Origin of the sequence: Gottfriedia acidiceleris, assembly GCF_050457485.1 — a bacterium.
Taxonomy (GTDB): Bacteria; Bacillota; Bacilli; order Bacillales; family Bacillaceae_G; genus Gottfriedia; species Gottfriedia acidiceleris_D.
The window spans coordinates 132,140-158,099 of record NZ_JBCMJM010000006.1 but is presented as its reverse complement, the minus strand read 5'-3'; the positions used below and the strand labels follow the sequence as shown (position 1 = coordinate 158,099).

At 33.0% G+C, this 25,960-nt stretch carries 23 protein-coding genes; 21 read left to right on the top strand and 2 right to left on the bottom strand.

Annotated elements, in window-relative coordinates:
• Positions 1-294: 294 nt before the first annotated feature.
• Positions 295-1,545, bottom strand: a complete 1,251-nt coding sequence (locus ABEY15_RS06150; RefSeq protein ID WP_429889125.1) for an MFS transporter — start codon at positions 1,543-1,545, stop codon at positions 295-297.
• 530 nt (positions 1,546-2,075) lie between these two features.
• On the opposite strand from ABEY15_RS06150, the gene ABEY15_RS06145 reads away from it, so the two are divergent.
• From ABEY15_RS06145 to ABEY15_RS06065, 17 genes are all read left to right on the top strand, one after another.
• Entirely contained in the window at positions 2,076-2,450 is a 375-nt protein-coding gene (locus ABEY15_RS06145) for a hypothetical protein (protein ID WP_331221297.1), read from the top strand.
• A 502-nt stretch (positions 2,451-2,952) separates the two neighbouring features.
• Positions 2,953-3,831: a LysR family transcriptional regulator gene (locus ABEY15_RS06140; protein ID WP_429889262.1), complete on the top strand. Its 879-nt coding sequence runs from the start codon at positions 2,953-2,955 to the stop codon at positions 3,829-3,831.
• Between the two features lie 257 nt (positions 3,832-4,088).
• Positions 4,089-4,634, top strand: a complete 546-nt coding sequence (ssuE, locus tag ABEY15_RS06135) for an NADPH-dependent FMN reductase (RefSeq protein WP_429889124.1) — start codon at positions 4,089-4,091, stop codon at positions 4,632-4,634.
• Positions 4,635-4,663: 29 nt separating this feature from the next.
• Positions 4,664-5,479: a transporter substrate-binding domain-containing protein gene (locus ABEY15_RS06130; protein ID WP_429889122.1), complete on the top strand. Its 816-nt coding sequence runs from the start codon at positions 4,664-4,666 to the stop codon at positions 5,477-5,479.
• Between the two features lie 25 nt (positions 5,480-5,504).
• Positions 5,505-6,287, top strand: coding sequence for an amino acid ABC transporter permease (locus tag ABEY15_RS06125; protein ID WP_429889121.1), 783 nt, complete (start codon positions 5,505-5,507; stop codon positions 6,285-6,287).
• Positions 6,284-6,994 (top strand): amino acid ABC transporter permease, encoded by a 711-nt coding sequence (locus tag ABEY15_RS06120; RefSeq protein ID WP_429889120.1) that lies wholly within the window; start codon positions 6,284-6,286, stop codon positions 6,992-6,994. Before ABEY15_RS06125 ends, ABEY15_RS06120 begins: the two co-directional genes overlap by 4 nt.
• Positions 6,991-7,743 (top strand): amino acid ABC transporter ATP-binding protein, encoded by a 753-nt coding sequence (locus ABEY15_RS06115; RefSeq protein ID WP_429889118.1) that lies wholly within the window; start codon positions 6,991-6,993, stop codon positions 7,741-7,743. The genes ABEY15_RS06120 and ABEY15_RS06115 overlap by 4 nt, the downstream gene beginning before the upstream one ends.
• A gap of 18 nt (positions 7,744-7,761) precedes the next feature.
• Positions 7,762-8,772, top strand: coding sequence for an LLM class flavin-dependent oxidoreductase (locus ABEY15_RS06110; RefSeq protein WP_429889116.1), 1,011 nt, complete (start codon positions 7,762-7,764; stop codon positions 8,770-8,772).
• 25 nt (positions 8,773-8,797) lie between these two features.
• Positions 8,798-9,964 carry an amidohydrolase gene (locus tag ABEY15_RS06105; RefSeq protein WP_429889114.1) on the top strand — a complete coding sequence of 389 codons (1,167 nt, stop codon included), beginning with the start codon at positions 8,798-8,800 and terminating at the stop codon, positions 9,962-9,964.
• A gap of 10 nt (positions 9,965-9,974) precedes the next feature.
• On the top strand, positions 9,975-10,448 hold the full coding sequence (locus ABEY15_RS06100; protein WP_429889113.1) for a DinB family protein: 474 nt from the start codon (positions 9,975-9,977) through the stop codon (positions 10,446-10,448).
• 15 nt (positions 10,449-10,463) lie between these two features.
• Entirely contained in the window at positions 10,464-10,997 is a 534-nt protein-coding gene (locus ABEY15_RS06095) for a GNAT family N-acetyltransferase (protein WP_429889111.1), read from the top strand.
• A gap of 14 nt (positions 10,998-11,011) precedes the next feature.
• The gene (locus ABEY15_RS06090) at positions 11,012-12,340 is read left to right on the top strand and encodes an LLM class flavin-dependent oxidoreductase (protein ID WP_429889109.1); all 1,329 of its coding nucleotides are present in this window, start codon (positions 11,012-11,014) and stop codon (positions 12,338-12,340) included.
• 170 nt (positions 12,341-12,510) lie between these two features.
• On the top strand, positions 12,511-12,792 hold the full coding sequence (locus tag ABEY15_RS06085) for a hypothetical protein (RefSeq protein WP_429889107.1): 282 nt from the start codon (positions 12,511-12,513) through the stop codon (positions 12,790-12,792).
• Between the two features lie 326 nt (positions 12,793-13,118).
• Positions 13,119-13,790: a response regulator transcription factor gene (locus tag ABEY15_RS06080; RefSeq protein WP_429889105.1), complete on the top strand. Its 672-nt coding sequence runs from the start codon at positions 13,119-13,121 to the stop codon at positions 13,788-13,790.
• Between the two features lie 8 nt (positions 13,791-13,798).
• Entirely contained in the window at positions 13,799-15,034 is a 1,236-nt protein-coding gene (locus ABEY15_RS06075) for a sensor histidine kinase (RefSeq protein WP_429889104.1), read from the top strand.
• A gap of 427 nt (positions 15,035-15,461) precedes the next feature.
• A complete protein-coding gene (gene glpK, locus ABEY15_RS06070) occupies positions 15,462-16,952 on the top strand; it encodes a glycerol kinase GlpK (RefSeq protein WP_429889102.1) in 1,491 nt (496 codons plus the stop codon).
• Between the two features lie 149 nt (positions 16,953-17,101).
• Positions 17,102-18,748, top strand: a complete 1,647-nt coding sequence (locus tag ABEY15_RS06065) for a glycerol-3-phosphate dehydrogenase/oxidase (protein WP_429889101.1) — start codon at positions 17,102-17,104, stop codon at positions 18,746-18,748.
• A 78-nt stretch (positions 18,749-18,826) separates the two neighbouring features.
• On the opposite strand, the gene ABEY15_RS06060 is transcribed toward ABEY15_RS06065, so the two are convergent.
• Complete coding sequence (locus ABEY15_RS06060) at positions 18,827-19,408, bottom strand: DNA-3-methyladenine glycosylase (RefSeq protein ID WP_429889099.1); 582 nt, start codon at positions 19,406-19,408, stop codon at positions 18,827-18,829.
• A 220-nt stretch (positions 19,409-19,628) separates the two neighbouring features.
• Here ABEY15_RS06060 and ABEY15_RS06055 point away from each other — a divergent pair, with 220 nt between their 5' ends.
• The 4 genes from ABEY15_RS06055 (at position 19,629) to ABEY15_RS06040 (ending at position 25,956) form a co-directional block, all read left to right on the top strand.
• Positions 19,629-22,016: an immune inhibitor A domain-containing protein gene (locus ABEY15_RS06055; protein ID WP_429889098.1), complete on the top strand. Its 2,388-nt coding sequence runs from the start codon at positions 19,629-19,631 to the stop codon at positions 22,014-22,016.
• A gap of 852 nt (positions 22,017-22,868) precedes the next feature.
• A complete protein-coding gene (locus tag ABEY15_RS06050) occupies positions 22,869-23,888 on the top strand; it encodes a Bug family tripartite tricarboxylate transporter substrate binding protein (RefSeq protein WP_429889097.1) in 1,020 nt (339 codons plus the stop codon).
• A gap of 64 nt (positions 23,889-23,952) precedes the next feature.
• The gene (locus tag ABEY15_RS06045) at positions 23,953-24,405 is read left to right on the top strand and encodes a tripartite tricarboxylate transporter TctB family protein (protein ID WP_429889096.1); all 453 of its coding nucleotides are present in this window, start codon (positions 23,953-23,955) and stop codon (positions 24,403-24,405) included.
• Between the two features lie 45 nt (positions 24,406-24,450).
• A complete protein-coding gene (locus tag ABEY15_RS06040) occupies positions 24,451-25,956 on the top strand; it encodes a tripartite tricarboxylate transporter permease (protein ID WP_429889260.1) in 1,506 nt (501 codons plus the stop codon).
• Positions 25,957-25,960 lie beyond the last annotated feature (4 nt).

Sequence of the window (25,960 nt, the reverse complement as noted above, 5' to 3'; positions counted from 1 at the left end):
AACTTATTCATCAAAAAAAGTATGCCATAAATTCTAATCAAATAGCCTTTACTTAGAGTAACCTAATAGTTAATCAGTTTAAGGTCAATTAAGATCGAACATCAACTTTTTTAAATAATCGTTTGAACTTGTTATTCTAAAAATTAGCGCTTATATATTTTTAACTTCTTAAGAATAAACAATTACTAAGATTTGTTAATAATATGAAAGCGTTCAAACATATTAACATTAAAATCATTATTATCATCTAAAATTCTAAAAGGAGTTCAATATTTAGAACTCCTTTAAACTTATCTAGAGAGATATTTTATTTTGCTTATAATCTAATTGATTTGAGTGAGACATTTTATATGCCATTATTCCAAATAATACTCCCGCCAATCCTCTGAATATCGTTGAAATAATCATCGCAATATTCATACTGAATGATTCAAGTAAAAAAACACCAAATTGAGGAGCGATGAAGGCAACAATTGAAAGTAAGAAATTATAATTAGCAATATAAGAAGTGCGGTGTTCTTCCTCAGTAGCTTCAAGTAAGCTATTAAATAATATTAAAACAGTACCAGATACAAAAAATCCGGATGTAAAGTTTACGATAAATAAGTATACATAATTTGTTGATAATATATTTAAAATAGGTGCAGAAGCCATTCCAATTGAAATCCAAATTAATAATTGAGTATTACTATAACGATTCGCCATTTTTGCCCACCAACGAAAGCTAACGATTTGTGAAAGTTGGTTGCTTACAGTAAATAAACTGATCCAGAAAGCAGTTGCATGAGCAAATCTTATTTGATAAATCGAAAATAAAGACCATGCCATTTGCCACGCGAAGTTAAAAAATAGTGCACAAACTAAAAATGTGATATAGGGTTTATACTGAAAAAGATGTTTTGAAAAAGGAGAATAATGATTTGAAATTTCAATTTTTTGCTTCTCCTCTTTATGTTTCAATATATATAAAAACTCGATCATTCCAAATATAAATGCAAATAAAAAAAGTAATTGATATGGAAGAGCACTTTTTGGGCTAATGGATTTCATACAGATGCCTGCTACAAGCGTTACAATCATTCCCGTAAAGGTTAGTATTCTATTTCGATTGCCAAAAAATGTGTTTCGACGGTCTGCAGGAATTAAATCACCAATAAATGCTTGCCAGCTTAAATTTAGAAATGTGCCTGGGAAATTCATTAATGCAATTAGAATAACAAAAAACCATGCGATATGGTCAGATTTAATAAATGGAAGAAAAACCATTATTAATAGAAAAAAACGCGTAAAAAAAATGGAATAAGCAGTGAATTTTCTTTTTTCTTCTAACTTATTAACCATAAAAGCAGCTGGGAGCATCGCGGCCATTCCGACGATTGAAGGTAAGGAAGAAATTAAACCAACTTGATAATTGGTAGCACCTAAAATTGCAATAGCAAACAATATAAAATAGTTATTTGATAAACTGATTGCAATTGTAGATGCAGCTCCATTTTTAATGCTCTGAGATTCATTGTGTAGCACATCTTGTTTACTGTAAATCAACTGACGTTCCTTCTTCCTTTTTTTTAATTTCATAATTTCGATAAAATATTTGATTTAAAATTTTTAAATAATTCATTAGAACAATAGCATATTTATTCATTAAATTCTATGTTTTAGAACCAAGTTTTAATGTAAAATAATGGCTTTAATTTGAGTGGAAATTTCCAAAAATTAGCTATTAATTTCAGGGTTTAAAAATTGCATTTTATAATAATTTTTAATAAAATAGAATAATCTGTCTGATGTAATAAGAATCATATTTTAAACATATTAAATATTGGAAAGAACATTTTTTAATAGTTAAGCCATACTAATATTAGAATTGACGTAAAAATAATTTATTTATTTCATCGTCAATTTTTTATTGCACTTTAAGAAAGTATAAGTTGGCAGCCATGATGAGTAGTCGATGTAGTAGCCAATTCTAGGAATAAAGTGCACCTACGTTTCTGACTTCGCTTTAAAGGCTGGCCAATCGACAAGTTTTCTTTATTTACATATGAACAATATACGGCAAGGAGAAGAGACATATGTTTTCACCAGTTTACAAAGTAAATGATGATGGAGAAATTTACTTAAGTACAAAAGGCTTTTCAGTAACCTACGATCAATTTAAAGAGGATGAACAAGGAAACGCATATGTAATCGTAAAAAGCGATGAAGAACCTCTAATTAGAGTAAAGCTACTTCTACATAATATTGGTAATGCAAAAACACCAGAATTAGAAGTGAAAAACAAATCTGGATTAGGTCAGGTGGAAATAAGATTACTTCGAGTAAAAATTAAAAAATTCAAAAACGGATGGGGAGCAAAAATTGCTCTATCGAATGGAGAAGTAACGATTAAAGGTGATATACCTAAACACGTCAAGATCCAAGTAGTCCGAAAAGTTAAGTTAACGTAACCTTTTTATTTAATAATAACTAATGAATTAGAGCTCCACTATTTTTGTGTTTATTATGTTTATACGTTTATTATTTTAAAAACTAATTTATCGGCTAGTAGCGGGTTATTTAAATTAAAGTATAATCTTCCTTCTATCAGTCCAAAATTGAAATTGAAATTATATTAATAAAACAATGATTCTATGCTAAAAGCCTGAGTTCTATATAAGAACTTGGGTTTTCTTTTAATCATCTTGAATAGTTATATATAATTTTGTAAAATAAACTTTCATTTTAGAAAAATGTATAATCAACTTAAAATATTCAGAATGTAGTATATAAAAAAGGATTTTATGAAGCTTCAAAGAATATGTAAAGGTTAAAATATAAAAATAATATTTTCTAATAGACTTCTTTAATGATAATTTTTTTAAAAAATAAGTAGTAAGATAAAATCCCAAATTGAATAAAGATGAATAGTTAATGTATATAACAAAAATGTTATTTAAGGATGTGAAAGAAATTAATATTGAAAATATAGAAGCGTTCATCCATGTAATTCACTATGGTAGCTTTAACAAAGCTGCAGAATCACTTTTTCTATCACAACCAACTGTTACAGCTAGAATTCAATCCTTAGAAAGAGAATTAAATTGCCAGCTTTTTCACCGTTCCGGTAAACAAGTTAATATAACAGAAGAGGGTAAGCGCTTTTTACCGTATGCTCAACAATTAGTTCATATTTACGAAAAAGGGAAGATGCACGTTAATCAAAAAAAATCACACAATAATGAATTGAAAATTGGCTGCACTGTTTCGGTTTCAAACTATGTTATTTCAGAAATTTTGCCAAAACTTTCGGTAAGTAATGAAGATTTACATTATAAAGTTATTACGGGTAAGAGTGATGAATTAATTAATAAAGTGTTAAATAGTGAAATTGATATAGGTTTTGTTCGGAAAACTAGTCACCCTAGCTTACAATCAATTAAATTATTTGAAGATCCAATTACGCTTTATGTTTATAAAGACCATCCGTTTATTTCAAAAAAATCGATCACAATTCAAGAGATCGCTCAGGAAAATCTTATTTTCTTTGAATGCGGTTCATTAGATTGGCTTAGAATTCATCGTTTATTTGAAAATCTAGAGGCTCCTCCAAATATTAGGATTCATACTGATAGTTCGGAGATGGCAAAAAAACTTATTATAGAACAATTTGGAATTGCTTTCTTGCCTAGTATCAGTGTGAAAAAAGAAGCTAAAGAAGGAATACTATTTCCAATACATATTGAAGAAACAAAGGGAATTTTTCTTCAAACAAATATTTTCTGTAATCGTGGAGAGTATACAGATTTAATGAATGAAATAGTTGAATTAAGCAAAGAGTTGGTGAAATAGCCAACTCTTTTTTCTTTTTTAACAAGCTAAAAATATAACCAAATATAAGAATTTGGGGTCATCCTCAATTGACAATCAACTAGATCGTGCTTAAGGGAGCAATAAAATTAATGAGCTAATTCAAATATTTAATAAAACGATAGAAAAGTTCTATTGGAAATTACGTTGACTAAATATTCTGTCAGTGATAAAGTTTATAACAATTAATTCCTAGTTAACCTATAAGGAATGTTGGTTTTTAAAAAGGAGGGAACACGTTGAAGGAAATTGTCATTATCTCTGCTAGCTCATCACCAAACTCAAGATTGAATGGCATACTCCAATTTGTAAATGAAAAGTGGACTAATGAAGGTATTAAAGTATGCCAAGTAAATATTGGGGATTTGCCAACGGAAGCTTTAATTAAGAGCGATTTTAGTAATGAAGAAATTAAAGAAGCCCTTAATAAAATTGAGAATTCGATCGGGGTTGTTATTGCAGGACCAGTCTATAAGGCCTCCTATTCAGGTTTATTAAAAATATTTTTAGACTTAATTCCTCAGAATGGCTTGAAAAATAAAGTTGTCCTTCCTATCTTCATCGGTGGTACAATTGCCCATTTACTCAGTTTAGATTATGCATTAAAACCAGTTCTCTCTGTTCTTGGGGGAAATCATTTTGTTACTGGTGTTTATGCAATTGATGATTGGGTAATAAGAGATTATCAAAATCATTTTTCATTATCTAATGAATTAACAGAGAGATTAAATAAAGCAACTGAAGAATTATCAGAAGAGTTAATTTGGCTAGCAGTAAGACCCTAAAAAAATTATTCAGAAATGAGGAAATGGGAATGAAAAAGTTTGTGATTACACTTGTATCCTTGGCAGTCGTAGTTTTATTCATTACATTTGCTTTAAAAAATAAAGATAAAGAGGCAGCAACAGCTACTGATTCAAAAGTTCAAAGAATTGTTGTAGGTACTGGTACACAATTTCCAAATGTGTGCTTTATCGATAAAGATGGAAATTTAACTGGTTTTGATGTTGAACTTGTAAAAGAAATTGATAAAAGATTGCCAGAATACAAGTTTGATTTAAAAACATATGAATTTTCGAGCTTATTGTTAAGTCTAGAAACTAAGAAAATAGATTTTGTTGCTCATGAAATTGAAAAAAATCCAGAGAGGGAAGAGAAGTATTTATTTAACAAAGAAGCTTATGCGCATTGGAAAAATAAAATCGTTGTTGCAAAAGGGAATAATTCAATTCAATCAATTGATGACTTAAAAGGTAAAAAGGTATTAACATCCGCTACAAGTGCTGAAGCACAAATTCTTGAAAACTATAATAAAGAGCATAATAACGCAATTAAAATTGTTTATCAGAATGGTGGAGCAAATGATACTGTACAGCAAATTACTTCAGGGCGTGTAGATGCTACAGTCGCTGCAGATTTTACCTTATCTTTGATTGATCCAAAAGGTGAATTGAAAACAGTAGGGTCAGCTTTGACTGAGGCTGATGTATTATTTGCCTTTAGAAAAAATGATACAAAAGATCAAAAATTAGCAGATGCAATTGACGAAGCACTATTAAAAATAAAAACAGATGGAACACTTGCTAACTTAAGCAAAAAGTGGTTAGGTGCTGATTTTACAGAAAATTAAAGCTAAAACCAAAGGATGAGAAGGAATGGGTGCTGATTTTAAAGCTGAATTGATCTTTGAATATTTTATTAAATTACTACCTTTTATAAAGATTTCGTTAATCATTGTAGGGAGTTCTATTTTAGTAGGGTTAGGTTTTGGCTTACTTGTAGCCTTACCTAGAATGTATAAGGTACCAATTTTTCAAAGAATCTCGCAAATATATGTTTCATTTTTTAGGGGAACTCCAATTTTAATTCAATTATTTTTAATTTATTATGGCGTACCTGAGCTATTAAAACTAGTAGAAGTAGATGTTAGTAGAATTGATGTTTTATATTTTGTCATTTTAACATACGGATTACACAGTGCAGCTTTTATTTCAGAAGGTATTCGTGCATCAGTTAGTGCTGTAGATAGAGGGCAAATTGAAGCAGCTTATTCTGTTGGAATGGACGGATATCAGGCTTTTAAGAGAATCATAGCACCACAAGCATTCGCTATATGGATCCCTATTTTAGGAAACTTATTAATAGGAACACTAAAAGATACATCATTGGCATTTACTCTCGGGGTAATGGAGTTAACTGGGCAATCACAAACATTAGGTTTACTAAATCGTCATTTTATTGAATCCTATCTTGCACTTGCTCTCGTTTATTTTATTTTAAGTGTCTTTCTTGAAAAAGGATTTATCTTATTAGAAAACCGGTTTGGAAAATATGAAAGAACAAGTGTTGAAAAGAAAGAAAAAACTTTTAAAATCCGTAACTTATTTGGAAAAATGAATCGGGATGTCGTTGTTGTGAAAGAAGGTACGAGATTATGAAACTAGATTTCTCATTTATTTGGGAGGCATTTATACAAATACTACCTGCAATTCCAACTACACTGTTCATAACTTTTTTGTCAGTCCTTATTGGATTTGTAATAGGAACTTTTACGGCTATTGTTCGTATTTTTAAGGTTCCAATATTAAGTCAGGTAGCATCTAGTTACGTTACGATTATTCGAGGAACGCCGATGATTACACACTTGTTAATTATTTATTATTCAATCTCAATGCTATTAGATTCACTTGCTAAACATTATCATTTTGCTTTTAATTCATCATCAATTCCTATGACAGCTTTTGCAATTATTTCCTTTTCTATTACAGCAGGTGCGTATTTATCTGAAGTGGTTAGAGCTGGAATTACAAATATCGATCGAGGACAAATTGAAGCTGCTTATTCGGTTGGTATGACAACAACACAAGCACTAAGAAGAATTGTATTTCCACAAGCCTTCGCTGTAAGTTTACCAAATTTATCAAACACATTTATTGGAATGCTGCATGGATCAACTTTGGCATTTATTGTTTCTGTTGTAGATATAAACGCAAAGGCACAAATTGTAGCTTCTACAAATTGGAAGTTTTTTGAGGCATATATTGCAGCAGCACTAATATTCTGGGGAATTACATTAGTCATTGAAAGAATGACGAGTTTATTAGAGAAGAGATTTAGCGTCTTTAGTCGAGGGGGAGTGAAATGATTACTTTAACGAATGTAACAAAGTCCTTTGGAAAAAATCATGTCTTAAAAGGTATAGATTTAACTGTTAATAAAGGCGAAGTCGTCGCAATTCTAGGTCCTAGTGGATCAGGAAAAACAACTTTACTTCGTTGTATAAATTATTTAGAGAAACCAAATAAAGGAAAAATTACAATAGACGATTTTAAAGTAGATTTTAGTCAAGCTTCAAAAACCGAAATTCTTTCATTGCGCCAGAAAACAGCTATGGTATTCCAACAATTTAATTTATTTAAAAATAAAACAGTAGTTGAAAATGTAATGGAAGGATTAATAGTAGCTAAAAAATGGTCTAAGGAAGCAGCATACAAAAAAAGCGCTGAATTACTTGAGAAAGTAGGCTTAGGAAACAAGTTAGATTCTTACCCTCTACAGTTATCCGGCGGACAGCAACAAAGAGTAGGAATTGCTCGGGCGCTTGCTTTAAATCCAGAGGTCATTTTATTCGACGAACCAACCTCTGCTTTAGACCCTGAATTAGTAGGTGAAGTACTAGCGATTATACGAAAAATAGCAAAAGAAGGAATTACAATGATTATCGTCACACATGAAATGGCATTTGCTAGGGATGTTGCTAATCATGTTGTGTTTATGGACGGCGGCATAATTGTTGAAGAAGGGAATCCCAAGACTATCTTTCAATCACCTAAAGAAGAAAGAACAATTCAGTTTCTAAAACGATTTTCAGAGGAAGACATGTACTATATTTAAAAAAATGGAGGAAAGAATATGGGACTTAAATATGGATTCTTAGATCAAAGTATTATTTTTCCTGGTCAAACTGCAAATGAAGTACTTATAAACACTATAAATCTAGCAAAAGAAGCTGAAAGATTAGGATTTAATCGATTTTGGGTATCAGAGCACCACAATTCACAAGGAATTGCTGGATCATCTCCAGAAGTGCTTGTTTCACATATTCTTGCTAAAACTGAACGAATTTCTGTTGGTTCAGGTGGGGTAATGTTACAGCATTATAGTCCGTATAAAGTAGCAGAAAACTTTAATGTATTAGCTAATTTGTCACCAAGTAGAGTAGAACTTGGCATAGGAAGAGCACCAGGCGGATTTCCAAAATCTAGCCAAGAACTCCAAAAAAACTTGAAAGAACCTCAATCTCTTGAAGAGAAAATTGATGAACTAGAAAATTTTTTATATCAGGATGCATCAGAAGTAAGTTCGTTTGATTCTTTACAAGCTTCTCCATTACCACAGATTAGAGTTCCGCTATTTTTATTAGGAACAAGTATATCAAGTGCTAAATTTGCGGCTAAAAAGGGCTATCCATATGCATTTGCATTATTCATAAATAATGACCCAGTGGCAGCAAAGGAAGCAATCAAGGCATATAATAATTCCTTTAATCATGAAAGTGGTAGAAAACCAAAGTTTATTATAGCCTTGTCTACGATTGTAACTGAAACGAAAGAGGAAGCACTAAAATTATCAGATCAATTACAAACTGTGCGAGTTACATTAGGGAATGGGCAAATTGTAAATGTCGGTACGCTTGAGCAAGCAGAGATTTACGCTAAACAAGCTGGCCAAACCTATACTACAGAAGTTCGAGAGGCAGACGTTCTTAAGGGAACAAAAGAAACTTTTCAAAAAAGGGTTTTTGAATATCAAAATGAATTCGGTATTGATGAATTTATTTTTACATCATTAATTCCAGATTTTGAAAGAAGAGTTCGCTCACTTCAATTAATTAAAGAGGCTTTTACAGAAATAACAGTTTGACTTAACAGTTTAGGAGTTGAAAACTATGCAATTTGAAATATCTGATGCGCTACTTGAAAAGCTAATTCAAATAAGAAGGAGTTTACATGCAATTCCAGAGTTAGCGTTTGAAGAATATGAAACAACAGCGACACTTGTTCAACTTTTAACAGAGTATAACATACAGATCCTATCTTTACCGTTAAAAACTGGTCTTGTTGCAGAAATCGGTGATGATCGCAAAGGTCCTACAATCGCAATTAGGGCAGACATTGATGCACTTCCAATTCAGGAGGAAACAGGATTACCTTTTTCATCAAAAAATCCAAATAAGATGCACGCTTGTGGACATGATTTTCATACAGTTGCAATCTTGGGTACAGCCATTTTATTGAAGGAAATTGAGAGTGAGCTGCCGGGAAAAGTACAGATTCTATTTCAACCTGCAGAAGAAATTGGAAAAGGTGCATTAGAAATTATTAAAACAAATGTATTAAAGGATACAAAAGTGATTATTGGTATGCATAATAAACCTGATTTAACAGTTGGAACCATTGGGATAAAATCAGGTCCTTTAATGGCAGCTGCTGACGGATTTACTGTTGAAATAAATGGGAAATCGAGCCATGCAGCGGTACCGGAAGCTGGGCTAGATTCAATTCTTACTGCATCACATATTGTTACGTCGCTTCAATCGATTGTGAGCCGTAATATTAGTCCACTTGAAAATGGAGTTGTAAGTGTAACAAAATTCTATAGTGGGAAAGCATCGAATGTGATTGCTGACAAAGCGGTTTTTAGTGGGACGGTTCGTACTTTTAAGAATGAAGTCAGACAGACCATTCAAAATCGATTAAATGAAATTAGTAAGTCTGTTGGTGATGCTTTTAGAACAAATGTTCATACAATTTGGAATCCTGGTCCACCCCCTGTTGTTAATGATGAAAAATTAGCTCGAATTGCAAAAGATGTAGCAACTAAACAAGACTTACGTGTAATTGAACCGTCTGTATCTGCAGCAAGTGAAGATTTTTCCTATTATCTAGAAGAGATTCCAGGTTTATTCGTATTTTTTGGAACTTCAGGAAAATATGAGTGGCATCATCCTAAATTTGATCTTGATGAGAAAGCAATCCCGTTAAGTATTAGATTTTTTACAGATTTTTCTATCACAATATTGAATGAACTTTCAAAAAGTGTAGTCAAAATATAGGAGGAAATAGATGAGTACTTTATCAATTGAAATAAGTGAATTTAATCAACTTTATGATTTACTATCGCAAAAAACTTTCAATCTTCCAAAAGAGAAACTGCATTGGAAGAAAAATGATAGATCGTGGAGTATTTTAGAAGTGCTAACTCATTTATTAGATCATGCATTTGTAGTGAACTTTCGACTAAGGGAAGTTTTAGCTGGATCAAGTGTTCAATTACCTGCTTTTAATCAAGATAAATGGATTATGGGACAATATGCAAACGATGGAAATATTGTAGAAGTACTAGAAACATATCGTGTTATTTTATATTACAATAGTCAATTGCTTAAAAGACTAACAAGTGATGATTGGAAGAAGAGCGGAATAAACCCTCAAAATGCAATCGTTACAGTTGAAGACATAATTAAATCTTTTATTTCACATGTTTATCTTCATTTAAAACAAATACAACGTATTTTGTATGAATACAGCTTAGTTTAATTGAGGAGGTAGGCTATGTCTTCAAATCGCTTAATTATTAGAGAGTCCCAACCAAATGAAATAGATAATATAAAAAAAGTGTTAATCGATGCGTATGAACAATATGCTGCTATTCTTTCAAAAGAACAATGGGAAAACTATAAAAATAGTATTATTGATGCAACTGATAACAGCCACACTAGAACAAAGCTTGTTGCGACTGTCGATAATGTTCTATTAGGAGCATGTTTTATCTATGACTCTGCCGAAAAAGCATATGGATTACCTGAGTTAGAGATTAATTATCCTATTATTCGATTAATAGGTGTTTCCCCTAAAGCAAGAGGATTAGGGATTGCAACAGAATTAATAAAAGCAAGCTGCAATCTTTCATTAGAGTGGGGATCGGATCGAATTGTTCTTCACACATCAGATATGATGAAATCTGCTATTAGTTTATATGAAAAAATAGGGTTTCAACGAGCTAAACAATATGAGTTTATGAATGGAGATATACTTGTTAAGAGCTATGAACTAAATATTAAAGATACTGCAATATTATTGAATTAATGGAGGGGAAAAAAATGACAGAAAGAAAAAAACTAAAGCTTGGGGCACTAGTGCATGGAGTAGGAGGCAGTATGTCTGGCTGGCGCCATCCAGAGGTTCAAACGGACGCAAGTGTAAATTTTTCCTATTACCAAGAGCAAGTGAAACTTGCCGAGAATGGAAAATTTGATTTAGTTTTTATTGCAGATGGATTATATATAACAGAAAAGTCGATTCCACATTTTTTAAATCGCTTTGAACCAATTACCATTTTATCTGCATTAGCAGGAGTAACAAAGAATATTGGTTTAGTTGGCACGCTCTCAACTACCTATAGTGAACCATTTACTGTAGCGAGACAATTCATGTCAATTGATCATATAAGTAATGGGCGTGCAGGATGGAATTTAGTTACTTCTCCACTTGAAGGCTCTGCTAAAAACTATAGTCGAAATGGTCACCCTTCACATGATGATCGATATAAAATTGCAGAAGAGCACTTAGAAATAACTAGAGGTCTATGGGATTCTTGGGAAGATGACGCGTTTGTTCGAGATAAAGAATCAGGTGTATTTTTTGATCCGAAAAAGCTACACAGATTAAATTATGAAGGGAAGTATTTTCAAGTAGAAGGTCCTCTTAATATCGGACGCTCTAAACAAGGTCAACCAGTTGTTTTTCAAGCTGGATCTTCAGAAAGTGGTAAGGAATTAGCAGCTAAAGCAGCTGACGCAGTGTTTACTGGTCATGATAATATAGAAGAAGCTAAGCAATTTTATAAAGATGTAAAGGATCGTGCAGTAGCATACGGCAGATCAAAAGATGATATCGTTATTTTTCCTGGCATTGCTCCAATAGTTGGCCAAACCGAAGAGGAAGCAGAGCAAAAATATTTAGATCTTGTTAATTTAACAAGTATTGAAAATGCACTGGATTATTTAGGTCGTTTCTTTGAGCATCATGACTTTTCACAATATCCTTTAGATGAACCTTTCCCAGACATTGGTGATTTAGGGAAAAATAGTTTTAGAAGTAATACAGATAAAATAAAGAAAGAAGCGAAAGAAAAAGGTTTAACACTTAGACGGGTAGCATTACAAGCAGCTACTCCTAGAAGTGCATTTATTGGCACGCCAGAAAAAATTGCTAACCTTATTCAAGAGTGGTATGAACAGGAAGCAGCTGACGGTTTAATGATTTATTCTGCGATTCCAAGTGCATTAAAGGATTTTACAGAGCAAGTCATTCCATTATTACAAGAAAGAGGAATCTATCGTACAGAATATGAATCGTCTACTTTGAGAGGAAACTTAGGATTACAAATTCCTGAAAATCGTTATATTACTAATCTAGTTAAAAACTAAACTTAAAATTTATCGAAAACCATCTTATACAGATGGTTTTTTTATGATTTTTTTTTTTACATTATGCTAACAGATTATTACTCTAAAAATATCAGTAATTAATTTTAAGAAAAAATTAAGGATTCTATTACATAATTCAATTAATTGAATTATAAGGAGTGGGAATAAGTATGGAAGATTTAGAATCAAATTTAGTAGAAAAAAACCAAAAAACGAATTTGAAGAATCGTTCAACTACGGGTGCGTTTTCGCCTAAAGTCATTTCTATTTTATTAGTTATCAATTTAGTAATTGGCATTTTTACGTTAATTGGAGTTGGCTATTTAAGTTATAAAAATAATAATCGAACGGAAATGATGAGAGACTTCCGAAACGGAGGAGGCTTCCCACAAAATGGTGGCGGAGGTTATTTCAATCAACAACCAGGAGGTTCATCAGGTAGCAGCAATTAAGGAAAAGCCACATTTGTTGCACATATTGAGGATGATAAAAACTTTCAAACTACAATCGTTAAAGATGAACAAGAAACAGATATACAATTACAATTTTTAATCGGAAATTCGTACTTAGCTAATTTGGTGGTATGATAAGTGTAAATATAACAAAACTGTATTCAATTATTATCATTACATTTTCTCTATTAGTTGGGGTGATTTTTTAGGGGAGTTCCCTGTAGAACTTCAATATGAGACCAATTCAAGCAGTACGATTTGAATAAATAAAGGGTAGCGTTGTTATATGATGAACGCTTCTTTTTAGTCTAATGGAGGCAAAAAAAGTGAGAATTTTAGTTGTAGAAGATCATATAGAAGTTTTAAATTCAATCGTTGAATTATTATCAAATGATTTTAAAGTAGATAAGGCGTTAGAAGGGGAAGAAGGCTTTTTCTTGGCGATGCAAAACATATATGATGTGATTGTGTTAGATGTAATGCTGCCTGAGAAAAATGGTTTTGAAATTGTTAAGGACTTGAGAAAAGTAGGGGTACAAACACCAGTTCTTTTTCTAACTGCCAAAGATTCACTAGAAGATCGTGTTGAAGGATTAAACTTAGGAGCGGACGATTATTTAGTAAAACCATTTCAAGGGCCGGAGTTACTAGCAAGAATCTATGCATTACTTAGAAGAAGTGGTAAATTAACAATTGATAGTTCATTGAAGTATCAAGGAATCATTTTAAAAGGAAAAGAGCACCCTGTTGAAATAAATAATGAATCGATTCATTTAACAATCAAACAATATGAGCTACTAGAATACTTCATTCAAAACCAAGGCAAGATTTTAATGAAAGAACAAATTTTTGATAGAATTTGGGGATTTGATTCTGATACTACTGTTGCGATTGTTGAAGTATATGTACATCAACTCCGAAAAAAACTAGAGCCATTTAATTATGGTAGTATGATTAAGACTGTAAGAGGAATCGGATATATTATGAAAGATGACTAGGTGAAGAAATGTTTAAGAAAACAAAAATTCGATTAACGATTATAAATTCAGTAGTATTTATTTTAATAATTGGAATCCTTTCTTTAATTATCTATTCATATACAAATAATCGTTTATATAAAGAAGTTGATCAATCACTTTTATGGAATATTAATCGTATACAAAATAGTGATAATCCAAATCGTTTACCAATTTCCAATCGAGATCCACGTGTTTTAATGATTATGTGGGATGAAAATAAAAAATTAGTAAATCCCATGCCAGGTATGAATGCGATTATTCTACAAGATGAACTTAAATATCCTACAAAAATAAACGAAATATATAATGATAAAATCGGTGATATGAATTATCGAACGATCTCAATTCAAGGTGAGACGAATCGAGGGAAAATTACACTACAAATATTACGAAATATCGACTCAGAAAAGGATTTAGTTGATACATTATTAATCATATTAATCGTTGGTTGGGTTTTGGGAAGTGCATTATCAGTAGTAGCTGGTTATATTTTGGCGGGACGTGCACTCGTACCAATAACAAATGCGTGGCAAAAACAACAAGAGTTCGTATCAGATGCTTCACATGAAATTCGAACTCCTTTAACCGTAATTCAATCACGATTGGAGTTATTACTTAGAGAGCCAGGCGCAACAATCGAAGAAAAGGCACAAGACTTTTCAATTATGTTAAAAGAGAATAGGCGCCTTTCTAAACTAGTAGCAAGCTTATTAACTTTAGCTAGATCAGATTCTGGGCAAATACAATTAAATAAAAAAATATTCTCCTTAAATGAATTGTTAGAAGAAGTTGTTTCACACTTCACTGAAATCATTTCATTTCAAAATAAGGAAATATTTTTGTCTATTAAAGATACGTATTTTTATTTTGGTGATCAAGAAAGAATACACCAATTACTTGTGATTTTAATCGATAATGCAATGAAATTTACAAACGAAAATGATACGATTCAAATTAGCTGTAAACAAGTGAAAAATAATTTTTTAATTAAGGTTATAGATAGTGGAGTGGGCATAAAAGAAGAAAACCTTCCTCGAATATTTGACCGTTTCTTCCAAGAAGATGTCTCACGTACATCCAAAAATGGAATTGGACTTGGATTATCAATTGCAAAATGGATTGTTGAAGAACATGGTGGGAAAATCAAAGTTCAAAGTAAAAAAGGAGAAGGCACTAGTTTTGAAGTATCTTTACCGATTATGTCCTCTCAAAAAAACAGCTAAATTCCAAGAAAACATGGCTAATCAAGAAAGTAATTTGGTGATTTTCCCAAAAAAATATTGTACATTTCCGACATTATTTCCTAAGAAATAACGATAAACTACAATAAATTAATTAAAACAAAAGAATTTAATGAAGAATTTAATATACATGAGAAAATCTACTGAACTAAGTAGGTTTTTTTATTGGGAGAAAAAGTGAGGGCTTTACAATATAGTACTATTGGTAAGAAAGGAATCATTAATTGTTAAATAGAATATGTATTTAAGTGAATATGTGTATAATTTTAATGTTTTTTATATAATCAAGTGAGGACTATACTTGGTAAATCTTGAATTTACAAATAGATCAACCTTCCTCTATAAATAGATACTAAGTCGCATTTTTAAATCACACCTACATAAAATAATAGTAAGGAGGTCATTTGAGATGGAAAAATATATTTTATCACTTGACCAAGGGACAACTAGCTCAAGAGCAATTTTGTTTGATAAAAAAGGTAAGATTGTACATACAGCTCAAAAAGAGTTTAAACAATATTTTCCACATCCAGGTTGGGTAGAGCATAATGCAAATGAGATTTGGGGTTCAGTACTTGCGGTTATTGCAACGTGCCTTGCAGAATCAAATATTCGTCATGATCAAATTAGCGGAATTGGGATTACTAACCAACGTGAAACGACTGTAGTTTGGGATAAACATACAGGAGCTCCAATCTATAATGCCATCGTTTGGCAATCAAGACAAACAGCCGAAATTTGTGAGGAACTGAAATCGAACGGTTATGATTCAATAGTTCGTGAAAAAACAGGTCTATTAATTGATGCTTACTTTTCTGGTACGAAAGTAAAATGGATTCTTGATCAGATTGATGGTGCTAGAGAAAAGGCTGAGGCAGGAGATTTATTATTTGGAACAATTGATACTTGGTTAGTTTGGAAGCTTTCTGGAGGCAGGGCACATGTTACAGAGTATTCAAATGCTTCTAGAACGATGATGTATAATATTCATGAATTAAAATGGGATAAAGATCTATTGAAAATATTGGATGTTCCGGAGTGTATGCTTCCAAGTGTCCGCCCTTCTTCAGAAGTATATGCTAATACTGTAAGTTATCATTTTTTTGGAAGTGAGATTCCAATTGCTGGCATAGCTGGTGATCAGCAAGCAGCTTTATTTGGTCAAGCTTGTTTTGAAAAGGGAATGGCTAAAAACACATATGGAACCGGATGCTTCATGCTTATGAATACGGGAAATCATGCTGTTAAATCAAATCATGGATTATTAACTACAATTGCATGGGGAATTGACGGAAAAGTTGAATATGCACTTGAAGGAAGTATATTTGTTGCAGGTTCGGCTATTCAATGGTTACGTGATGGTTTAAGAATGATTAAAAATGCTGTAGATAGTGAGAAATATGCTACTAGGGTAACCTCATCAGATGGAGTTTATGTTGTACCTGCTTTTGTAGGTCTAGGAACACCATACTGGGATAGTGATGTCCGTGGAGCAGTCTTTGGTTTAACAAGAGGGACATCTAAAGAACATTTTATCCGCGCTACATTAGAAGCTCTTGCATATCAAACAAAAGATGTGCTTACAGCGATGGAGGCGGATTCAACTATTTCTTTAAAAACGTTACGAGTAGACGGAGGAGCTGTTAAGAATAATTTCTTAATGCAATTTCAAAGTGATATTTTAAATGTACCTGTCGAGCGTCCTTTAATAAATGAAACAACAGCCTTAGGTGCAGCTTATTTAGCTGGCTTAGCAGTTGGATTTTGGAAAAATCGAGAAGAAATAGCCGGACAATGGCAAATGGATCGATGTTTTGAACAACAAATGACAACTGAATTAAGTAATGAGCTATATTCAGGCTGGAAAAAAGCAGTTCATGCCACTTTAGCATTTAAATAAGTAACCGATTTTAATATTTTTTAATTCGAAACTCTAGGACCTTTCTACATGCAGATGTAATTGTAGCGGTCCTTTTTCATTTTAGGTTGATTTCTTTTTGTGTCGCTTTTTTAAGACAATTAGAAAATTTGTTGAAGTGAGGTTTTACAATGGAGGAACAATTTTCAAGTTTAAATAGGAAAAGGATTAAGCAAACATTAGCTGAAAAAGAGTTCGATTTATTAGTGATTGGTGGAGGAATAACAGGTTGTGGTATTGCACTTGATGCTATTACTAGAGGGATGAGTACGGCCCTAGTTGAGATGCAGGATTTTGCATCGGGTACATCTAGTCGTTCTACTAAGCTAGTTCATGGTGGTTTACGATATTTAAAACAGTATGAAATTAAAATGGTAGCAGAGGTTGGTAAAGAACGTGCAATTGTTTATGAAAATGGTCCACATGTGACTACACCTGAAAGGATGTTACTTCCCATATATAAGGGTGGAACTTTTGGTAAGTTTACTACTTCTATTGGCCTTAGATTATATGACTACTTAGCTGGTGTAAAAAAAGATGAGCGAAAGAAAATGTTAAATCGAAAAGAAACGATAGAAAAGGAGCCATTAATTAAAAGAGAGGGGCTTAAAGCTGGAGGATATTACGTTGAATATCGAACCGATGATGCTCGCCTTACAATCGAAGTTATAAAAAAAGCAGTTGAACACGGAGCACAGGCAATCAATTATGTAGAAGTGACAGATTTCATCTATGAAAATAATAGAATAGTAGGAGTCAAAGCAATCGATTTAATAACGAAAGTACCTTTTACAATTCGGGCAAAGAGGATTGTTAACGCAACCGGACCGTGGGTTGACCAGCTTAGGGAAATGGAACGATTAGAAAGTGATAAAAATCTTAGACTAACAAAAGGGGTTCATTTAGTAATTGATCATAAAAAGTTTCCTTTAAATCAGTCTGTCTATTTTGATACGGTGGACGGTCGGATGGTCTTTGCAATTCCAAGAGATGGAAAGACTTATGTTGGTACAACGGATACATTTTTTGATCGAGATACCGCTAATCCAAAAGTAAGCAATGAAGATAGGGAATATATATTAAATTGTGTTCAGTATATGTTTCCAACAATAAAGCTGGAAGATACTGACGTTGAATCAAGTTGGGCTGGCATTCGTCCTTTAATTTTTGAAGAAGGTAAGGATCCTTCTGAAATCTCAAGAAAGGATGAGATTTGGGAATCATCCTCTGGGTTAATTTCAATAGCCGGAGGAAAGTTAACAGGCTACCGGAAAATGGCGGAGACAATTGTAGACCTTATTACAAAAGATATAGTAAATAGATTTAAAAAATGTCAGACTAAAAATTTACCAATATCCGGTGGTGATGTTGGGGGATCAAAAGGTTTTAATTATTTTAAAAAACGATTTTCATCTGCTGGTATTGCAATTGGATTAAGTGAATCGGAATATAAAAGATTAAGTAAAATATACGGATCGAATATAGAACATTTAATGAATATATCATTTAGTGAATTGAAAAATGATTTTAATCTACCACTATCATTATTTTTACAACTAGAATATGGAATTCAAAACGAAATGATTGTAAAGCCGGTCGACTTTTTTATTAGGAGAACAGGATTTTTATATTTTCAAATTGATCTAGTTAATAAGTATAAAGACAATGTGATTCGTTATATGGCGAATAGATTAAGTTGGAATAAGTACCAAATTTTAGAATATCGTTTGGAATTGGAAGAGCAAATAAAAAATGCAGTTTTTTCATCTGATGAATGATGTTTAAAATAGGTTCCGAAATTAATAATACCCAGACTGTTTGAAAGTGAGAGTTCATCAACAGCCTGGGTATTATTTTTATCTTGAAACAAATTTATTTTCCGTAATCCAAAATCTCCATGGATAGTCCCTCGCTTCACCGGAATTTTCAATACCGATTCTAGGTCCACTACTAATATGTTCGGGTTTTATTCCTTCCTTGATGTAAACGGGTGGTAGCCAAATTGGTTTTCCATAAGACTCCATCGTAATATTCAATGCTTTTGTAAGCTTACCTGGTCCATTCGTTAAATTAGAAATGGGCTGATTTTTTCGAAATTCGATCATTTTTTCAATCCCATCCACAGGTTCTAGTGCTCTAATTAATACTACTTGTGGTTTGCCAATTTCTTCACAAACTATATTAATTAAAGTATGGGTATGCATTTGATAAGTGTAGATGTATCCTGCCTCATGAAACATGATTTCCGTGCGTTTCGTACGTCGGTTTTGAAAACTATGTGCAGCGCGATCTTCTGGACCCATATATGCTTCGGTCTCTACAATTATTCCGGAAAGTTCCATTTCATCAGTATTATGAACTAGTATTTTTCCTAAAAGCTCCTTTGCTACTTGTATAGATGGTTTTAAAAAGAAATCTTGTTTTATTGTCGAATTCATAAAAAACTCCTCGAAAATTGTTTGATAAAAAGAAAAAATGTATTTTCTTGGCATGTTAATAGGAATATTTGCCTATTCATATTATTAAAAACCTATTAAAATTAGATTAAATATATTAACTGAATTATTAGAAATTATTCATATTTACTCATTGTACAATCCCCTTCAAGCTTGTACTATTTACTTATTGTTAGAATATTCGAAAAAGGGGTGTAGAATTATGGCAAGACCATCATACTGGAAGGTATTATCGAGTGTCTCACTTGCTACAGCATTAAGTATGTCCATTTTTTCAACGGGAGTAACTTCAAAAGCAGCAATTCCTACTGAAAGTGAAAGTAAACAATTAGTAGAAAGTCCTTATTTAGATTTAAACGTAGTGGATGAGGAAAGATTAGAAAAAGCTTTAAGAGACAGAGGCGTGATCAAAGAATCAGATAGCTCTGAAGCAGCTAATGCAAAAGTACAAGCTTACATAAAGGAAAAACAAGGTGAATATAAGGAAAAAGTACATACACAGTCACAATCAGAAATTGCTGATAAACAAAGAGCAACATTAGAAAAACGTAAGGCTCAACTATTATCACAATTAAATAAAGGACACGAAAACTATAAAAAAGGCAAACCAACTGGCGTTGTAAAAGTTGATTCTGCTAAACAAGCTGGCTATAACGGCGGAGTACGTGAAGATAAAGTATTAGTCATCTTAACAGAATTTGCTGATTTTAAACATAACAATATTGATAAACAAGCTGGGTACATGTACACTGACGATTTCAGTAAAAAACATTACCAAGATATGCTTTTTGGAGATAAAGATTTTACTTTAAACGATGGCTCTAAAATTAAAACGTTTAAACAATTTTATGAAGAACAATCTGGTGGAAGTTATACTGTAAAAGGCACAGTAACAGACTGGTTAACAGTTTCTGGGAATGCAGCTGATTATGGTGATGATAGCCCAACTGGTGGACATGATAATCTTGCACCAAAAGGTCCACGTGATCTTGTTAAGGAATCACTACGAGCTGCAATCAATTCAGGTATTAATTTAGCTGATTTTGATGATTTAGATATTTATGATCTTGATGGTGATGGAAATATTAATGAGCCTGATGGATTAGTCGATCACTTAATGGTTCTTCATGCTGGAACTGGTCAAGAAGCTGGTGGAGGTAAATTAGGAGATAAAGCGATCTGGTCACATCGTTGGACTTTAAATGGAGTAACTACTTTCTCAGGAACACAATCAAAAGTTCCATATTGGAACGGAATGATGGCTGCATATGATTACACAATTGAGCCAGAAGATGGAGCAGTTGGTGTATTCGCTCACGAATTTGGTCATGATTTAGGATTACCAGATGAGTACGATACTCAATATTCAGGTAATGGTGAGCCAATTGCTTCTTGGTCAGTTATGAGTGGTGGTAGTTGGAACGGCGCAATCGCTGGAACAACACCTACAAGTTTCTCACCACAAAACAAAGAGTTCTTCCAAAAAACAATTGGTGGAAACTGGGCAAATATGACTGAAGTAGATTATAAAGATCTTGATGAAAAAGGTATTGCTGCTATTATCGATCAAAGTGTAACTAAATCAAACAATCCAGCAATCGTAAAAGTTAACTTACCTAAAAAAGAAGTAAAAAGTAAAATCCAACCTCAATTTGGTGCAAAGTATTACTATAGTACAAAAGGCGATAACCTTCACACTACTATGACTTCACCAGTATTTAATTTAACAGCAGCTACAAATGCAAGCTTCGCTGTAAAAGCAAACTATGAAGTTGAATATAGTTACGATTATGTATATGTAAATGTATTAGATGCAACAACTGGTGCTAAACTTGCAACAATTGATACAATTGGTGATGAAAATACTGCAGGTGGACTTGAAACATCTAAAGGACTTTGGGTAGATAAAGTTTATGACTTATCTGCATTCAAAGGAAAAAACGTAAAAGTTCAGTTTGAATATGTTACTGATGGTGGATTAGCCCCTGAAGGATTTGCTTTCGACGAAGCAAAATTAACTGTTGACGGTGCAGTTAAATTTACTGATGGTGCTGAAGGAACTCCAGGATTTACATTAGACAAAGCAACTGTATCGAATGGTACTGATTTTAAAGATCACTTCTACTACTTAGAGTGGAGAAACTATGCTGGCTCTGATAAAGCATTAGAATATGCTCGTGGAGTTAAGTATAATACTGGATTAGTAGTTTGGTATGGTGATGATAGCTACACAGATAACTGGACAGGAGTTCACCCTGGTGAAGGTTTCTTAGGTGTTGTAGATGCTCATCCAGAGGCTATTGTTGGTACATTAAATGGTAAACCATCTGTATCACAAAGTACTCGTTACCAAGTAGCTGACGCTGCTTTCAGTTACGATAAATCACCAGAATTCTACTTTAATTCACCATCTCGTGGAATCTTTGACTATGCTGGATTACCTGGTGTAACAGAATTCGATGATTCGCATAGTTACCAAAATACTTTAATTCCTGATGCAGGAAGAAAAGTACCTAACTACGGATTAAAATTCCAAGTAATTGGAGAAGCAAAAGACAATTCAGCTGGTGCTGTTTGGATTCATAAATAAGTAAGAAAAAGAATACGAGTCTGATATTATATCAGACTTGTATTCTTTTTTTGTTTTTATAGACTGGTCGAGAAATGAGTTTTTCAATTAGCCTCTTGGTCAATTTCCATTATAGCTTGTTATGAGGAAGTAATTTTCAAAAATCAGCGTTCATAGTTCCGCATGAGCCCGTTATGAGGAAGTAATATTCAAAACCCAGCGTTCATAGTTCCGCATGAGCCCGTTATGAGGAAGTAATTTTCAAAAACTAGCGTTCATAGTTCCGCATGCCCTCGTTATGAGGATGTAATTTTCAAAACCCAGCGTTCATAGTTCCTCATGAACCGGTTATGAGGAAGTAATATTCAAAACCCAGCGTTCATAGTTCCGCATGATCCCGTTATGAGGAAGTAATTTTCAAAACCCAGCGTTCATAGTTCCGCATGATCCCGTTATGAGGATGTAATATTCAAAACCCAGCGTTCATAGTTCCCCATGAACCAGTTATGAGGAAGTAATTTTCAAAATCCGGCATTCATAGTTCCTCATGACCAGGTTATGAGGAAGTAATATTCAAAACCCAGCGTTCATAGTTCCGCATGAGCCCGTTATGAGGAAGTAATTTTCAAAACTCAGCTTTTTATGTAGTGGAATCGATCTATTTGCAAATTTTAGGAACGAAGTATAAGTGCAACTACGCTTCTTTTTCCTCCTAAAGGTTCGCCAATCGGAAAGTTTTCTTTACCGTGGTTTTTATGAACAAAATGGTTTTAATGGACTTTACGTATTTAACGTTCATAAAAACTTTTTTCAGAATTATTAAACTATAATACTTGTATTAGAAAGCGTTTCCAAAAAAGGGAGGAACTATAGGTGAAATTTAAAAAGACTAGTTTGTTTGTAATGACTTCTTTAATCGCTGTAAGTCTTGCAGCATGTAAAAGTAGTAGTGTAACAACAGGGAGCAATAACTCATCTTATCCTAATAAGGCAATTTCGGTTGTAGCACCATCTGGAGCAGGCGGCGGATGGGATTTGACAGCTAGATCGTTCACTAAAATTTTAAGTGAAACAAAACTTGTTAAAGAACCTATGACGGTAGAGAATAAGCCAGGCGGTGGCGGTACGGTCTTCATGGCTGAGTATGCTACACAAGATAAAGCCAATAATGAAAAATTATTTGTAAACTCACCACCTATTATTATTAACAACTTGAAAAAAGAGGGAAATAGTCCTTATGGCTATAAAAATAGTACACCTTTAGCTCAGTTAACAAAGGATTATGGTGCAATCGTTGTAAAGGCTGATTCTAAGTATAAAGATTTAAAGTCACTTTTAGATGATATTAAAAAGAATCCGAAGAATATTACTTTAGCTGGGGGATCTGCTCCAGGGTCAATGGATCATTTAATCGGAATTTTACCAGCTTATAAATATGGTATTGATCCTACGAAAATTAAGTATGTTTCCTATGATGGTGGTTCTGAAGCAATAACAGCATTATTAGGTAATAATGCGGATGTCATTTCGACCGATGTCTCTAGTACGCTTGAGTTTGTTAAATCAGGTAAAGTTAAAGTTTTGGCAGTAACATCACCTGAACGTTTACAAGGAGATGTATTGTCTGAGTTTCCAACAGCTAAAGAACAAGGTATTGATGCAGAGTTTATCATTTGGCGTGGGGTTTTTGGACCAGAGAAAATGTCTAAAGATGCATACTCATATTGGGAAAAAACAATTTCAAAATTAGTTGAGACAAAAGAATGGAAAGAGGAAGTAGAAAAGCAAGGCTGGCAGCCGGAATATAAAGATGGTAAAGAATTTAATTCGTTCTTATCAGAACAAGAAACACAAGTTCAAGATTTATTAAAAGCATTAGGTATGAGTAAATAAATGAAATAAAGAAGGGGGATAACACTCCTTCTTTTCCATTACTGAACATAAAGAGGTGAGATATATGAATAAAAAATTTGATCGATTAGCAGCAATCATTTTTCTTATTACAGGAATTACTTTTATTTTAGAAAGTCGGAGTATAGCAGGCACTGCTTATGGAAGTGTAGTTGGTCCGAACGTTTTTCCATTTATACTTGGCTGTGCACTTTCTTTACTAAGCTGTAGGTTATTTTACGAAACATTTTCTTATAAAGGAAAAGAAAAGGAAACAATTCAATATAATTATAAGCAATTTTTTATCATCCTAGCTTCAGCTATTCTTTATGCACTTTTACTTGAGAAAATCGGTTTTATTATTAGTTCATTTTTATTCCTAATTGTAGCAATTCAAACAATGGAGCGTGGAAACTGGATAAAATCACTTTCGATTTCATTAGGTTATTCACTCATTATTTATTTTATTTTTGTTGATGTTTTAAAAGGTACTTTACCTGTTTGGTCAATTTGGTTTTAAGAAGTAAGAAGGGAGAGTTTTAACTTGAGTACTTTTCAATATTTAATGCAGGGATTTGAAACTGCATTTACATGGTACAACTTATTGTTTGCTTTTGCCGGAGTATTAATTGGTACAGCAGTAGGGGTATTACCTGGTATTGGGCCAATGAGTGGGGTCGCTTTATTAATACCTGTTACTGCTTCTGTAACTGGGTTTTTAGGACCTGAGCAAGCAGCGGGAAGTGCAATAATTTTATTAGCTGGTGTATATTATGGTGCTATGTATGGTGGTTCTACTACTTCAATTCTATTAAACACTCCTGGTGAATCTTCATCGGTAGTGACAACTTTAGATGGCTATCAAATGGCTAAAAAAGGTAGAGCGGGAAGTGCTTTGTCAATCTCAGCAATTGGTTCATTTGTGGCAGGTATTTTTACTCTTATTGCACTGATCGTATTAGCAAAACCATTATCGGCATTAGCAATTAAGTTCGGTCCAGCTGAATATTTTTCATTAATGCTTCTTGGTTTATGTGCAGTAAGTGGACTAGCAGGAAAGTCGGTAACAAAAGCATTAATTATGACGATCTTCGGACTACTACTGGCTACAATTGGAATTGATTCCGTATCAGGAGTTTCTCGTTTTACATATGACATTCCATGGCTATATCAAGGGTTAGAATTTTTAACAGTAGCGGTAGGATTATTTGCTCTAGGGGAAGTATTTAAAACAATTATTGAAAATGAAGTTGAAGATGGCGAGATGGCGAAGATTAATAATTTATTACCATCTAAAGAAGAATTAAAAGAAAGTGTAGCACCGATTGCAAGGGGCTCTATTTTAGGATTTTTCGTCGGCTTATTACCGGGAGCGGGTGCTATTTTAGCTTCATTTTTCGCTTATATTTTAGAAAAGAAGGTTAGTAAAACGCCAGAAAAGTTTGGTACTGGTACAATCGCTGGTGTTGCATCTCCTGAGTCAGCAAACAATGCCGCGTCTGGGGGAGCGATGATTCCTTTATTAACTTTAGGGATTCCAAGTTCAGGAACAACTGCAATCCTAATGGGTGCCTTAATGATGTATAACATACAACCGGGACCACTGCTTTTCGATGAACATCCTGATGTTGCGTGGGGGTTAATTGCGAGTATGTTTATTGGTAACGTAATGCTGATCATCTTAAACATGCCTTTAGTAAAAATATTTGCAAAGATTATTCAAACGCCGAAGAAATACTTATTACCACTAATTGTAGCCATTTCAATATTTGGTGTTTATGCCGTACAAGTATCTGTAAATGATTTACTTCTATTAATAGCATGTGGAATTTTTGGATATTTCCTTTCTAAAAATGATTTTCCAATCGCACCACTAGTATTAGGAATCGTTTTAGGTCCAATGATTGAGAATAATTTAAGAAGAGCTTTAACTGTATCAAATGGTGACTATAGTATTTTCTTTACTCATCCTATTTCATTAGTATTTTTAATAATTGGAGTACTTTGGATCCTCATTCCAATTATTATTAAATTGAAGGGTAAAGAAGTAGTTATTAATGTAGAAGCTTAAATTT